Raw genomic sequence first — 12,734 nt, forward strand, 5'->3', positions numbered from 1 at the left:
GTGGGCGTACGGGGTGACGGGGGAGTGGAGTCGGAGGGGCGAACGGGTGGCACGAGGGGGCACGATACGCGAATGGCGCACATGATGCGAACATTGCCGGTCGTGATTGCGTGGAGTGATGGAATGAGCCTTTGCTCACTCACCGCAAACCCTTTTCGAATCGATTTCACAATTGTTCTGCCACAAAGGCGAACGCATGTTCGTGGATCGCTCCACTATGGTGAGTTAGGCCCGCTTCCAACGATGGAATGAGTCGGTTACTTACGGTAGCGATCGTCACGCAACGTGCGGACGCGCGGGGGTGTCGGACCGGGCGGTTAGGGTCGGCCGGTGACCATCGGGCAACCACTCATCCAGGCACGGGGGCTGGTGAAGCGGTTCGGCGACTTCACCGCCGTCGACGGCATCGACGTCGAGGTGCGCCGCGGCGAGGCGTTCGGCTTCCTCGGCCCCAACGGCGCGGGCAAGTCCTCCACCATGCGCATGATCGGCTGCATCTCCCCGCCGTCCGGCGGCGAGCTGCGCATCCTCGGGCTCGACCCGGTGCGCGACGGCCCGGCCATACGGGCCCGGCTCGGCGTCTGTCCGCAGCTCGACAGCCTCGATCCGGAGCTGACCGTCCGGGAGAATCTCACCACCTACGCGCGCTACTTCGGCATCCCGCGCCGGGTGGCCCGCGAGCGCGCCGGCGAGCTGCTCGACTTCGTCCAGCTCACCGAGCGCGCCGAGAGCAGGGTCGACCCGCTGTCCGGCGGCATGAAGCGACGGTTGACCATCGCCCGCGCGCTGGTCAACGACCCGGAGATCGTGCTGCTCGACGAGCCCACCACCGGCCTCGACCCGCAGGCCCGGCACCTGGTCTGGGAGCGGCTGTTCCGGCTGAGGCAGCAGGGCGTGACGCTGGTGCTGACCACCCACTACATGGACGAGGCGGAGCAGCTCTGCGACCGCCTGGTGGTGATGGACGGCGGCCGGATCGTCGCCGAGGGCTCGCCCCGCGCGCTGATCGAGCGGCACGCCACCCGCGAGGTGGTCGAGCTGCGGTTCGCCGGTGACTCGCAGGAGGCGTTCGCCGGCAAGCTCGACGGGCTGGGCGAGCGCGTCGAGGTGCTGCCCGACCGCATCCTGCTCTACGTGTCCGACGGCGACGCCGCGGTGGCCGAGGTGGCCGCACGCGGCCTGGACCCGGCCGGTGTGCTGGTCCGGCGCGGCAGCCTGGAAGACGTCTTCCTGCACCTCACCGGCCGCACCCTGATCGACTGACGCCCGGCGGGGCGGAGGGGGTTTGCCCGGCGCCGCCGTGGGTAACCGCGGCCGACCGACCGGACGAGCGTTCAGGGGTAGGGATGACCATGGCCGGAGACGACCAGTACGAGCGGGGGCTGGCGGCGCTACGGGAGGCCGCCGGTGACGCCGCGCAGCGGCTCCTCGACGCTCTCGCCGACGTCTCGCCCGAGCTGAGCCGCCGTTCCGTCACCTGGTCCTACGGCGACCTCTACGTCCGGCCCGACCTGACGCGCCGCGACCGGGAGCTGCTGACCCTCGGCATCCTCACCGGCCTCGGCGCCGCCGAGGCCCAGCTCGAGGTGCACGTCAACGGCGCGCTCAACGCCGGCCTGACGCCGTCGGAGATCGTCGAGGCGCTGCTGCAGGCGGTCGTCTACTGCGGCGTGCCGAGGGCGGTCAACGCCACCCTGGTCGCCAAGAAGGTCTTCGCGGAGCGTGACCTGTTGCCGGTCCGCCCCACCCCGGCCGGCTGAGCGCCCCCGGTCCATGCTCGGTCAGCGGCCCCGGGCCCAGGTGACGAACCGCTCGGCCAGGTCCTGCGGTGCGGTGCCGTCCCGCCCGGCGGCGAGGTCGTCGGTGGCCTCGCACAGAAGCGTCCCGAGGTAGACCAGCAGCGCGGTCCGGTCCTCGCGGTACTCACCGAGCAGCGCCAGCCGGGCCGGGGAGCACGGCCACGCGGCGCCGCAGATCCGGCAGCGCCAGGACGGGCGCGCGGCGACGTGCGGGCGGTGACGCGGCATCAGCGCGTGCCCTCCCCGCCGCACCGTGGCGACGGCAGTCGGCGACCACCGTTCGCCCGCCACTCCTGCGCGCGGGTGAGCCGTCCCGGACGCCCGGGGCCGTCGACCGGGAAGGCCTCCGTCGGCGCGGTCGCCCACGCCGGGCGTCCCTCGGGGGTACGCCGGGGAAGCGGAGCGGGCGTTGCCGGGCGCCGGCAGCGCCAGAACCTGATGCGCATGGGTGAGCCTCCGTCGTAGTGGGATGGGGGCGCCGGCGGACCTCGTCGTGCGCCGGCGCCCCCGGCCTGGTTCCGCCCGCCGTCCGATCCCGGGAGCGGTTCCGCTGCGTGACAGTCTGCTGAGGACGCGACTACGGTGGGAGGTCCGGCGCGGCGACGACCAGCGCGTACGGCCGCCGGCTCCAGGTGTCCCGAGGATGTACGGAGGCTGTCCGTGGAACTGTCGTCCATGCTGGAGCACTTCGCGGAGGAGCTGCGGCTCGCCCGCGCCGCCAGCGGCATGTCCCAGACGGCGTTGGCCGAGGCGCTGAGCTACTCCGGCGCGCTGGTGGCCAAGGTGGAGACCTGCGAGCGCCGTCCCGGCCTCGACTTCGCCCGCCGCTGCGACGCGGTGTTCGGCGCTGACGGGCGCTTCGAGCGCATCCAGCGGCGGATCAGCCGGGAGGCCGTGGTGCCGTGGTTCCGGGACTGGCCCGGCATCGAGGCGGAGGCCACCGCGCTGCGCTGGTTCGAGCCGCTCTGCGTGCCAGGGCTCCTGCAGACCGAGGGCTACGCCCGCGCGCTGCTCTGCGGTGGCCGGCTGTTCGCGCCGGACGAGGTGGAGCAGCAGGTGGCGACGCGGCTGGACCGCCAGGCGCTGCTGACCCGCGACCGGCCCCCGCTGCTCACCTTCGTCGTCGACGAGCACGTGCTGCGCCGCCGGGTCGGCGGCCCGGAGGTGATGCGCGAGCAGGTGCGTCACCTGGTGAAGGTCGGCTCGGGGCTGCCCCGGGTGCGAATCCACGTTGTGCCGCTCACCGCCGGGGCCTACCCTGGCGTCAGCGGCCCGTTCGTGATCGCCACCCCGCCGCACGGCGAGGACGTCGTCTACCAGGAGGGGCAGCTCCACGCGCAGGTGATCGACCGCGCCGACCACGTGCGGCAGATGGTCGAGGTGTGGGAGTCGATCCGCGGTGAGGCACTGTCGCACCAGCAGTCCCTCGAACTCATGACGGAGATGGCGGAGACATGGACCTGAGCAGTGCCCGCTGGCGCAAGAGCAGCCGCAGCAACGCCCAGGGCGGAGCCTGTGTGGAGGTGGCGGACGGCCTGCCCGGCGTGATCGCCGTGCGCGATTCCAAGGACCCGGCCGGCCCGGTGCTGGCCTTCGCCCCCGACGCCTGGCGCGCGTTCGTCGCCCGCTTCGCCCCGCGCTGACCGGCCCCGGCCCGGCGAGGCGGCGTCCAGACATCCTCGGCGTCGCCACCTCGGCGGATCATCTGGTGCCTGTCGTACCCGCCCGGTAGGAAGGTCGGCGGGGGTGGTGCGGGTGACGACGGCGACGGGTCGGGCCGGGGCGGGTGTGCCGCGGATACCGGCGGTGGCGGTGCTCGGGCACTACCTGGTCGGCTACCGGCGCACCTGGCGGGCGGGCGTCTTCTCGTCCTTCCTGCTGCCGGTGCTCACGGTGGTCGGGTTCGGCTTCGGCGTCGGGGCCTACGTCGACCAGGGCGTGGGCGGCGCGCCCTACCTGTGGTGGTTGGTGCCCGGCCTGATCGCCTCGACCGCCTTCCAGGTGGCCGTCGCCGAGTCGACCTGGCCCGTGCACAGCAACTTCAAATGGATCCGCACCTACCACGCCCAGGTGGCCGCGCCGCTGCGCACCGGCGACATCGTGGCCGGTCACCTGGCCTTCGTGCTGTTCCGGGTGGTCACCAGCACGCTCGCGTTCCTGCTGGTGACCGCCGTGTTCGGGGCGGTGCGGTCGCCCTGGGCGGTGGCCGTGGCACCGGTCGCCCTGCTGCTCGGCCTGGCGGTCGCCGCGCCGGTGTTCGCGTTCAGCGCGTGGGTGCCCAGCGACAGCTACCTCGCGTTGCTGTTCCGGTTCGCGGTTATCCCGATGACGCTCTTCTCCGGGGTGTTCTTCCCGGTCGAGTCGATGCCGGCCGGGCTGCGGCCGATCGCCTGGGCCACTCCGCTCTGGCACGGTGTGGACCTCTGCCGGGCCGCCACCCTGGGCGTCGCGCCACAGTGGTCGATCGCCGGCCACCTGCTCTACCTCGCCGCCTGGGCCGGCGCCGGCTGGTGGCTGGCCCTGCGGGCGTTCCGCCGTCAACTCGTCGTCTAGGGAAGGGGTGTCGTGGTCGGTCTCCTCCTGCCCCGGCTGGCCGGCGTCACGGGGGCGCGTCGCTCGGCGGCGGTGGCGGAACGCAACCTCACCGCGCTGCGCAGCGCCTACTGGCTGGTGCTGGTCTCCGGATTCGTGGAGCCGGTGCTCTACCTGCTGTCGATCGGCATCGGGGTGGGCGCGCTGGTCGGTGACCTCACCCTGTCCGGCGGCCGGGTGGTGTCCTACGCGGCGTTCGTCGCCCCGGCCATGCTGGCCTCGTCGGCGATGAGCGGCGCGCTGGCCGAGACCACCTTCAACTTCTTCGGCAAGATGAAATACATGAAGCTGTACGACGGGGTCATCGCGACCCCGGTGCAGCCGTTCGAGATCGCCCTGGGCGAGCTGGGCTGGGCGATGGCGCGGGGTGGCCTCTACTCGGCCGCGTTCCTGCTGATCATGGTGGCGCTGGACCTGACCACCCCGACGCGGGCGCTCGTCGCGTTCCCGGCGGCGGTGCTGGTCGGCTTCGCGTTCGGGGCGCTCGGCATGACGGTCGCCACGCTGCTGCGCACCTGGCAGGATTTCGACCTGATGGGCTCGGCCCAGTTCACCCTCTTCCTCTTCTCCGGCACGTTCGTGCCGGCCGAGGCCTATCCGGCGGTGCTGCGGTGGCTGGTCGAGCTGACCCCGCTCTACCGGTCGGTGCACCTGATCCGGGGCGTGTGCGTGGGGGAGGCCGGCTGGTCCTGGCTGCTCGACGTGGCCTACCTGGTGGCGCTGACCGCCGGGATGCTGGCGCTGGCGTCCCGGCGGATGGGCAGGTTGCTCTACCGGTAGCTGGTTATCCGGCCCCACCTCTGGGCATGTCGTGCAGGACGACACGACGACGAGGGAGGTGCGATGGCCACCGACGAGTCTCCCGCCCGCGACGGGCGCGAGCGCACCGGGCCGGTGGGGCCGGACGACGGGCCGGACAGCCCGGCCGACCTGTCGGCCACGGGCTGGATGGCGACCCTCAAACGGACCGTCCGGGAGTTCCAGGACGACAGCCTGACCGACTGGGCCGCCGCGCTCACCTACTACGGCGTGCTCTCCATCTTCCCGGGCGTACTGGTGCTGATCTCGCTGCTCGGCCTGCTCGGCGACCGGGCCACCGAGGGGGTACGGGACACCGTCGGGCAGGCGGTGCCGGAGGAGAACATCCGCCGCATCATCGAGAGCGCGATCGACCAGGCGGGCCAGTCCGGCGGGCTGGCGAGCATCGCGGCGATCGTCGGTCTGGTGGCGGCGTTCTGGTCGGCCTCCGGCTACATCGCCGCGTTCATGCGCGCCTCGAACAGCATCTACGACGTGCCGGAGGGGCGGCCGATCTGGAAGACGCTGCCGATCCGCCTCGGCGTGACCGCGGTGATCGGCGTGATGCTGCTGGCCAGCGCAGTGATCGTGGTGTTCACCGGTGGGCTGGCCGAGCAGGCGGGGAACGCGATCGGGCTGGGCTCGACCGCCGTCACGGTGTGGAACATCGCCAAGTGGCCGGTGCTGCTGGTGCTGGTGAGCCTGATGTTCGCGATCCTCTACTGGGCCTCGCCGAACGCCCGGCACGGCGGCTTCCGCTGGATCAGCCCCGGTGGCGTGCTCGCGGTGGTCCTCTGGCTGGTGGTGTCCGGCCTGTTCGCGCTCTACGTCAGCAACTTCGGCTCGTACAACAAGACGTACGGCGCGGTGGCCGGCGTGATCATCTTCCTGGTGTGGCTGTGGCTGAGCAACGTCGCCATCCTGCTGGGCGCGGAGTTCGACGCCGAGCTGGAGCGCAGCCGGGCCATCGCCGCCGGGCACCCGGCCGACGAGGAGCCCTACGTCGAGCTGCGCGACGACCGCAAGCTGCGGAAGAAGCGCAACGCGCCCTCCCCCCGCTGACTACCCCGCGTCGCCCCGCCCGGACAACCGGGCGGGGCGACGGGTTTTCATGATCCGGAACTCGCTTTTGTTCGTATGGACAAAAGTTTGCATCAGACGTGCCGAAGCTATGGACATGCGGCCCGGAAGGCTCCTACTGTGTCGGACACAACACATCGCCGTCGTCGATGTGACGGACTTCCGATGCGGAGGTGACTGCCGGTGCGGACGGTCGACCCCCTGCACGTACGGCTTCTGCGGCTGCTCCGGGACGAGGGCCCGGTGTCCCGCGCCGAGCTCGGCGACCGGCTCCAGATGCCCCGCCCGCGCCTGCTCGCCGAGCTGGAACGCCTCGTCTCCCTCGGATACGTCGCCGAGGCCGGGCTTGCCGCCTCCCGCGGCGGGCGGCGTTCCACCCTCGTCGAGCTGAGCCCGCACCTGCGGTTCGCCGCCGTCGACCTGGGCGCCAGCTCGATCGACGTGGAGGTGGTCAACGGCCGGCTGGAGACGGTGGCCGCCTACACCGAGGCCGCCGACATCCGCTCCGGCCCGAAGGTGACGCTCCAGCGGGTCAACGAGCTGCTGCACAAGGCCAAGGTGGACGGCGCGTACGAGCGGCTCGACGCGGTGGGCATCGGCGTGCCGGGGCCGGTCAGCTTCCGCGACGGCGTGCCGGTCTCCCCGCCGATCATGCCGGGGTGGGACCGGTTCCCGGTCCGCGAACTGCTCACCCGCGAGCACGGCTGCCCGGCGGTCGTCGACAACGACGTCAACATCATGGCGATCGGGGAGCGGCACGGCGGCGTGGCCCACTCCGTCGACGACTTCCTGTTCATCAAGATCGGCACCGGTATCGGCTGCGGTATCTACCTGCACGGCGAGGTCTACCGGGGCACCGACGGCTGCGCCGGGGACATCGGCCACATCCAGGTCGACCCGAACGGTCCGATGTGCTCCTGCGGCAACCTCGGCTGCCTGGAGGCCGTGTTCAGCGGTGCCGCGCTGGCCCGGGAGGCGACAGTCGCGGCCCGCGCCGAGGTGTCCCCGGCGCTGGGCGAGCGGCTGGCCGCCCGGGGTGTGGTGACCGCGCTGGACGTGGCGCAGGGGGCGATCGAGGGGGACGTCACCTGCATCCAGCTCATCCGCGACGGCGGCCGTCGGGTCGGCAGCGTACTGGCCGGGCTGGTCAGCTTCACCAACCCGTCGATGATCGTCATCGGCGGCGGGCTCGCCCAGCTCGGCCACATCCTGCTCGCCGAGATCCGCAGCGTGGTCTACCGCCGCTCGCTGCCGCTGGCCACCGGCAACCTGCCGGTCGTCCTGTCCGAGCTGGGCCCGCGCGCCGGCGTCGCCGGCGCGGCCGTGCTGGCCAGCGACCTCGCGTTCGGGGAGGCAACATGAGCGACACCGGAGAGCCGCTCGTCGAGGCGCCCGCCGACACCGTCGCGGGCGAGGTGGTGCTGCGTCTCACCGACGTGGTCAAGACCTTCCCGGGGGTACGCGCGCTCGACGGCGTGCAACTGGAGGTACGGGCCGGAGAGGTGCACTGCCTGCTGGGGCAGAACGGCGCCGGCAAGTCCACACTCATCAAGGTGCTGGCCGGGGTGCACCGGCCGGACTCCGGCGAAGTGGTCTGGCGCGGTGAGGCGGCGTCGTTCGCCAACCCGCAGGCCGCCATGCGCGCCGGCATCGCCACCATCTACCAGGAACTCGACCTGGTCGACGACCTGTCGGTGGCGGAGAACGCGTTCCTCGGCCACGAGCCGCGCCGGTTCGGCTTCGTCCGGCGGGGGCACATGGCCCGGCGTACCCGGCAGATCCTGGCCCGGCTCGGCCACCCGGAGATCCCGCCGGGACGGCTGGTGCGGCACCTGCCCGCGGCGGGCAAGCAGATCGTCAGCATGGCCCGGGCGCTGTCGCACGAGGCCCGGCTGATCATCATGGACGAGCCGAGCGCGGTGCTGGCACACGACGAGGTGGCGAACCTGTTCCGGATCATCCGGGAACTCACCGCGCAGGGCATCGCGGTCATCTACATCTCGCACCGGCTGGAGGAGATCCGCGAGATCGGCGACCGGGTCACCGTACTCAAGGACGGCCGGACCACGGCGGCGAGCCTGCCGGCCCGCGAGACGCCGACCCGCGACCTGGTCGCCCGGATGACCGGGCGGACCATCGAGTACGTCTTCCCGCAGCGCCCGGCCGACCACGGGGGTGGTGCGGAACTGCTGCGGGTGGAGGGGCTGACCCGGCACGGCGAGTTCGCCGACGTCTCGCTCGGGGTCCGGGCGGGGGAGATCGTCGGCATCGCCGGGCTGGTCGGCTCGGGACGCTCGGAGCTGCTGGAGACCATCTTCGGCGCGCGCCGGGCGCAGGCCGGGACGGTCCGGGTGGACGGCCGGGCGCTGCGTCCCGGCAGTGTCGGCGCGGCGGTACGGGCCGGGATGGGCATGGCGCCGGAGGAGCGCAAGAGTCAGGCGCTGCTGCTCGGCGAACCGATCTACCGCAACGTCACGCTCGCCACGTTCAGCAGGTACGCCCGCCTCGGCTTCACCGACACCAGCCGGGAACGGGCCGAGGCGGACCGGATCGCCGCGTCGCTGGAGCTGCGTCCCCGGGACGTACGCCGGCCGGTGCGCACGCTGTCCGGCGGCAACCAGCAGAAGGTGGTGGTCGGGCGGTGGTTGCTCGGGGACACCCGGCTGCTGCTGCTCGACGAGCCGACCCGGGGCGTGGACGTGGGCGCCCGCGCCGAGCTGTACCAGGTGATCCGCGATCTGGCCGCCCGTGGCGTCGGGGTGCTGCTGGTCTCCAGCGAGGTGCCCGAGGTGCTGGGCCTGGCCGACCGGGTGCTGGTGATGCGGGAGGGCCGGGTGGTCCGCGAGGCCCCGGCCGGCGAACTGGACGAGAACACCGTGCTCGACCTCGTCATGGCGGGGTCCCTCATGGAAGGCGCACCGGCATGAGCGAAGTGACAGAATCCGCCCTGCCCGCGCAGTCGCCGCCGGTGGAGCGGGCGGAGACCGCCAAGGCCGGCGCGCCGGCGAAGCTCTCCTGGTGGCGCGGCGACGGCGGGGAGGGCGTCAAGCGCAACCTCGGCCTGCTGGCCACGCTGGTCGTGCTGGTGGTCATCGGCATCCTGACCCGCCCCGATCTCTACGGCGACCCGAACTGGGTGTGGGGCAACACGCTCACCATCCTCAAGCTGGCGTCGGTGGTCGGCGTGGTCACAGTCGGCATGACGTTCGTGATCATCGGCGGCGGCATCGACCTGTCGGTGGGCGCGATCGTGGCGCTCGCCGGGGTCTGGTGCACCACAGTCGCCACGCAGAGCTACGGCGCGGGCGGCATGATCTTCACGGCGCTCACCGTCGGGCTCGCCGTCGGCGTGGTGAACGGGCTGCTCGTCTCGTACGGGCGGCTGGTGCCGTTCATCGCCACGCTCGCCATGCTCGTCGCCGCCCGGGGGCTGGCGGCGGAGATCTCCGACAAGCAGACCCAGGTGTCGGGCAACACGTTCATCAACGGCATCGCCAGCACGAACGTGCTGGGCATCCCGCTGCTGGTCTACATCCTGGTGGCGGTGGTGGCGGCCGGCTGGGTGCTGTTGAACCGGACCACGTTCGGCCGCCGGACGGTGGCGGTCGGCGGCAACCCGGAGGCGGCCCGGCTCGCCGGCATCAACGTCCGCCGGCACACCGTGCTCCTCTACGCGCTCTCCGGCCTGTGCTGCGGCATCGCCGCGGTCATGCTGACCGCGCAGGCCACCTCCGCACAGGCGGCGATGGCCAACCTCTACGAGCTGGACGCGATCGCCGCCGCGATCATCGGCGGCACGCTGCTCAGCGGCGGGCGGGGCACGATCATCGGCTCCCTGCTCGGGGTGATCATCTTCTCCACCATCACCAACCTGTTCGCCATCAACAACCTGTCCGCCGAGGCCCAGAACATGGTCAAGGGCGGCATCATCGTCGCCGCCGTCCTGGTCCAGCAGGTGCAGTTCGGCAGCCTGACCCAGTTCCTGGCCCGCAACCGGGCCACCACCACCTGACCCCATCGCGCACATCCCGGCTGCCGTCGTACCGACTGTGGTCCGGCCCGCCACACCCGAAACCACCCCACCACCTCATTTCAGGAGGCGTCATGAGTACACCGCGCCATGACCTGTCCCGCCGCCGGCTTCTCTTCGGCGGGGCCGCCGTCTCCGCCGGGGTGCTGCTCGCCGGCTGCACCAGCAACGAGCAGAGCCCGACCGAGGCGCAGACCAAGGCGGCCGGTTCCGGCGCCAACATCGAGCCGGGCAAGAAGGTGAGCATCGGCTTCTCCGCCCCGGCCGCCGACCACGGCTGGATCGCCGCCATCACCAACAACGCCAAGGCGCAGGCCGGGGCGTACCAGGACGTGGAGCTGAAGTCGGTCGAGGCCGGCGCGGACGCGGCGGCCCAGCGGGCGGCGCTGTCCACGCTGATCTCGCAGAAGCCGGACGTGATCGTGCTGCTGCCGCACGACGGCAAGGAGCTCAACGCGTTCGGCCTGGAGGCGATGAAGGCCGGCATCCCGGTGGTCAACCTGGACCGGGCCTTCCCGGACGCGCGCGCCTACCGGCTTCAGATCAAGGGCGACAACTACGGCATGGGGGTGGCCGCCGCCACCTACATCGCTGAGCAGCTCAAGGCCAAGGGCGTGAGCAACCCGGTGATCGGCGAGATCCCCGGCATCGAGTCGCTGGAGCTGACCCAGGAACGCTCGAAGGGGTTCGCCGACACGCTCGCCTCGTACGGGTTCAAGGTCGCCAACCGGCGGCCGGCCGAGTTCACTGTCGACTCCGGTCAGCAGGCCGCCACCGGCCTGTTCCAGGCGCTGCCGAAGATCGACGCGGTCTGGAACCACGACGACGACCAGGGCATCGGCGTGCTCGCGGCGGTCAACCAGGCCAACCGCAAGGAATTCTTCATGGTCGGCGGAGCCGGCTCCAAGAAGGCCATGGAGGACATCGCCGCCGACAACACGGTCCTCAAGGCCACAGTCACCTACAGCCCGTCGATGGCCTCCTCGGCCATCTCCCTGGCCCGCCTGATCGGCCAGGGCAAGGGCATGTCCGACCTGGTCGAACTCCAGGTACCGAAGGAGATCGTGCTCGCCTCCGAGACGATCACCAAGGAGAACGCGAGCGACTACCTGAAGCTCGGGTTCTGACACACGGGGGGAGACCCACCTTGTCCAGTCACGACAGCATCCTGCGGGTCGGCATGGTCGGCTACGCGTTCATGGGCGCCGCGCACTCCCAGGCGTGGCGCACCGTGAACCGGGTGTTCGACCTGCCGGCGCGGGTGCGGATGGCGCTCGTCTGCGGCCGGGACGAGCCGAAGGTGGCCGAGGCCGCCGACCGGCTCGGCTGGGACGGCCACACCACCGACTGGCGGCGGCTCGTCGAGTCCGACGAGATCGACGTGGTCGACATCTGCACGCCGGGGGACAGCCACCGCGAGATCGCACTCGCCGCGCTCGCCGCGGGCAAGCACGTGCTGTGCGAGAAGCCGCTGGCCAACAGCGTCGCCGAGGCCCGGGAGATGACCGAGGCCGCGGCCCGGGCACGCGAGTCCGGGGTACGCGCGATGTGCGGCTTCAACTACCGGCGGGTGCCCGCTGTCGCCCTGATGCGGCAGCTGGTGGCCGACGGGCGGATCGGCGAGATCCGGCACGTCCGGGCGACCTACCTCCAGGACTGGATCGTCGACCCGCAGTTCCCGCTGGTGTGGCGGTTGCAGAAGGACAGGGCGGGCTCCGGCGCGCTCGGCGACATCGGCGCGCACATCATCGACCTGACCCAGTACGTCACGGGTCAGCTCGTCACCGGGGTCAGCGCGCTCACCGAGACGTTCGTGCGACAGCGTCCACTCGTCGCCGGGTCGAGCGGCCTGGCCGCGCAGGCCGACGGCAACGGCAGCGCGATGGGACAGGTGACAGTGGACGACGCGGCGGTGTTCGTGGCCAGGCTCGACGGGGGAGCGCTGGCCACGTACGAGGCGACCCGGTTCGCCACCGGCCGCAAGAACGCCCTGCGGGTCGAGATCAACGGCTCGCGCGGCAGCGTCGTGTTCGACCTGGAACGCCTCAACGAGCTGGAGTTCCTGGACGCCACCCGGCCCGCCGCCGAGCAGGGCTTCAGCCGGATCCTGGTGACCGAGCCGGACCACCCGTACCTGGGTGCGTGGTGGCCGCCCGGCCACATCATCGGCTACGAGCACTCCTTCACCCACCAGGCGCGCGACTTCGTCGAGGCGGTCGCCACCGGCGCCGACCCGGCCCCGTCGTTCGCCGACGCGCTTCAGGTCCAGCTCGTGCTCGACGCGGTGACCCGCTCGGCCGAGCGGGCCGCCTGGACGGAGGTGGAGCCCGCTCTGGCCGAAGCTTCCGCCTGACCCGAGGCGGACCCTGCGGGGTTCGCCGACACTCACCGGCGCCGGCCGGCGAGGGCCCGCCGCGGTTGCGCCCCGCGGCGGG

The 12,734-nt window shown here is 72.0% G+C and carries 13 protein-coding genes; 12 read left to right on the forward strand and 1 reads right to left on the reverse strand.

Going from position 1 to position 12,734, the window contains the following annotated elements:
• Positions 1 to 330 precede the first annotated feature (330 nt).
• Positions 331 to 1,263 carry an ABC transporter ATP-binding protein gene (locus tag ABIH81_RS15365; RefSeq protein ID WP_349880894.1) on the forward strand — a complete coding sequence of 311 codons (933 nt, stop codon included), beginning with the start codon at positions 331 to 333 and terminating at the stop codon, positions 1,261 to 1,263.
• Positions 1,264 to 1,346: 83 nt separating this feature from the next.
• Positions 1,347 to 1,760, forward strand: a complete 414-nt coding sequence (locus ABIH81_RS15370; protein WP_349880895.1) for a carboxymuconolactone decarboxylase family protein — start codon at positions 1,347 to 1,349, stop codon at positions 1,758 to 1,760.
• 21 nt (positions 1,761 to 1,781) lie between these two features.
• Here ABIH81_RS15370 and ABIH81_RS15375 read toward each other — a convergent pair whose 3' ends face one another.
• On the reverse strand, positions 1,782 to 2,027 hold the full coding sequence (locus ABIH81_RS15375) for a flavin reductase (protein ID WP_349880896.1): 246 nt from the start codon (positions 2,025 to 2,027) through the stop codon (positions 1,782 to 1,784).
• A 432-nt stretch (positions 2,028 to 2,459) separates the two neighbouring features.
• Here ABIH81_RS15375 and ABIH81_RS15380 point away from each other — a divergent pair, with 432 nt between their 5' ends.
• The 10 genes from ABIH81_RS15380 (at position 2,460) to ABIH81_RS15425 (ending at position 12,652) form a co-directional block, all read left to right on the forward strand.
• On the forward strand, positions 2,460 to 3,263 hold the full coding sequence (locus ABIH81_RS15380; RefSeq protein WP_349880897.1) for a helix-turn-helix transcriptional regulator: 804 nt from the start codon (positions 2,460 to 2,462) through the stop codon (positions 3,261 to 3,263).
• Positions 3,254 to 3,442 carry a DUF397 domain-containing protein gene (locus tag ABIH81_RS15385; RefSeq protein WP_349880898.1) on the forward strand — a complete coding sequence of 63 codons (189 nt, stop codon included), beginning with the start codon at positions 3,254 to 3,256 and terminating at the stop codon, positions 3,440 to 3,442. The genes ABIH81_RS15380 and ABIH81_RS15385 overlap by 10 nt, the downstream gene beginning before the upstream one ends.
• 112 nt (positions 3,443 to 3,554) lie before the next feature.
• Complete coding sequence (locus ABIH81_RS15390; protein ID WP_349880899.1) at positions 3,555 to 4,352, forward strand: ABC transporter permease; 798 nt, start codon at positions 3,555 to 3,557, stop codon at positions 4,350 to 4,352.
• A 12-nt stretch (positions 4,353 to 4,364) separates the two neighbouring features.
• Complete coding sequence (locus ABIH81_RS15395; protein WP_349880900.1) at positions 4,365 to 5,171, forward strand: ABC transporter permease; 807 nt, start codon at positions 4,365 to 4,367, stop codon at positions 5,169 to 5,171.
• Positions 5,172 to 5,234: 63 nt separating this feature from the next.
• The gene (locus tag ABIH81_RS15400; protein WP_349880901.1) at positions 5,235 to 6,251 is read left to right on the forward strand and encodes a YihY/virulence factor BrkB family protein; all 1,017 of its coding nucleotides are present in this window, start codon (positions 5,235 to 5,237) and stop codon (positions 6,249 to 6,251) included.
• A gap of 201 nt (positions 6,252 to 6,452) precedes the next feature.
• The gene (locus tag ABIH81_RS15405) at positions 6,453 to 7,631 is read left to right on the forward strand and encodes an ROK family protein (protein WP_349880902.1); all 1,179 of its coding nucleotides are present in this window, start codon (positions 6,453 to 6,455) and stop codon (positions 7,629 to 7,631) included.
• Positions 7,628 to 9,196, forward strand: a complete 1,569-nt coding sequence (locus ABIH81_RS15410) for a sugar ABC transporter ATP-binding protein (RefSeq protein WP_349880903.1) — start codon at positions 7,628 to 7,630, stop codon at positions 9,194 to 9,196. The genes ABIH81_RS15405 and ABIH81_RS15410 overlap by 4 nt, the downstream gene beginning before the upstream one ends.
• Positions 9,193 to 10,281, forward strand: a complete 1,089-nt coding sequence (locus tag ABIH81_RS15415; RefSeq protein WP_349880904.1) for an ABC transporter permease — start codon at positions 9,193 to 9,195, stop codon at positions 10,279 to 10,281. Before ABIH81_RS15410 ends, ABIH81_RS15415 begins: the two co-directional genes overlap by 4 nt.
• Positions 10,282 to 10,373: 92 nt before the next feature.
• A complete protein-coding gene (locus ABIH81_RS15420; RefSeq protein ID WP_349880905.1) occupies positions 10,374 to 11,426 on the forward strand; it encodes a substrate-binding domain-containing protein in 1,053 nt (350 codons plus the stop codon).
• 20 nt (positions 11,427 to 11,446) lie between these two features.
• Positions 11,447 to 12,652, forward strand: coding sequence for a Gfo/Idh/MocA family oxidoreductase (locus tag ABIH81_RS15425; RefSeq protein ID WP_349880906.1), 1,206 nt, complete (start codon positions 11,447 to 11,449; stop codon positions 12,650 to 12,652).
• Positions 12,653 to 12,734 lie beyond the last annotated feature (82 nt).

Origin of the sequence: Micromonospora sp. HUAS YX12, from assembly GCF_040215685.1 — a bacterium.
GTDB classification, from domain to species: Bacteria; Actinomycetota; Actinomycetes; order Mycobacteriales; family Micromonosporaceae; genus Micromonospora; species Micromonospora tulbaghiae.

What these genes read in the sequence shown, in the direction of transcription:
- ABIH81_RS15370 (WP_349880895.1), top strand. Translation starts at nt 1,347, where the DNA reads ATGACCATGGCCGGAGACGACCAGTACGAGCGGGGGCTGGCGGCGCTA.
- ABIH81_RS15375 (WP_349880896.1), bottom strand. Translation starts at nt 2,027, where the DNA reads ATGCCGCGTCACCGCCCGCACGTCGCCGCGCGCCCGTCCTGGCGCTGC.
- ABIH81_RS15385 (WP_349880898.1), top strand. Translation starts at nt 3,254, where the DNA reads ATGGACCTGAGCAGTGCCCGCTGGCGCAAGAGCAGCCGCAGCAACGCC.
- ABIH81_RS15400 (WP_349880901.1), top strand. Translation starts at nt 5,235, where the DNA reads ATGGCCACCGACGAGTCTCCCGCCCGCGACGGGCGCGAGCGCACCGGG.
- ABIH81_RS15410 (WP_349880903.1), top strand. Translation starts at nt 7,628, where the DNA reads ATGAGCGACACCGGAGAGCCGCTCGTCGAGGCGCCCGCCGACACCGTC.
- ABIH81_RS15415 (WP_349880904.1), top strand. Translation starts at nt 9,193, where the DNA reads ATGAGCGAAGTGACAGAATCCGCCCTGCCCGCGCAGTCGCCGCCGGTG.
- ABIH81_RS15420 (WP_349880905.1), top strand. Translation starts at nt 10,374, where the DNA reads ATGAGTACACCGCGCCATGACCTGTCCCGCCGCCGGCTTCTCTTCGGC.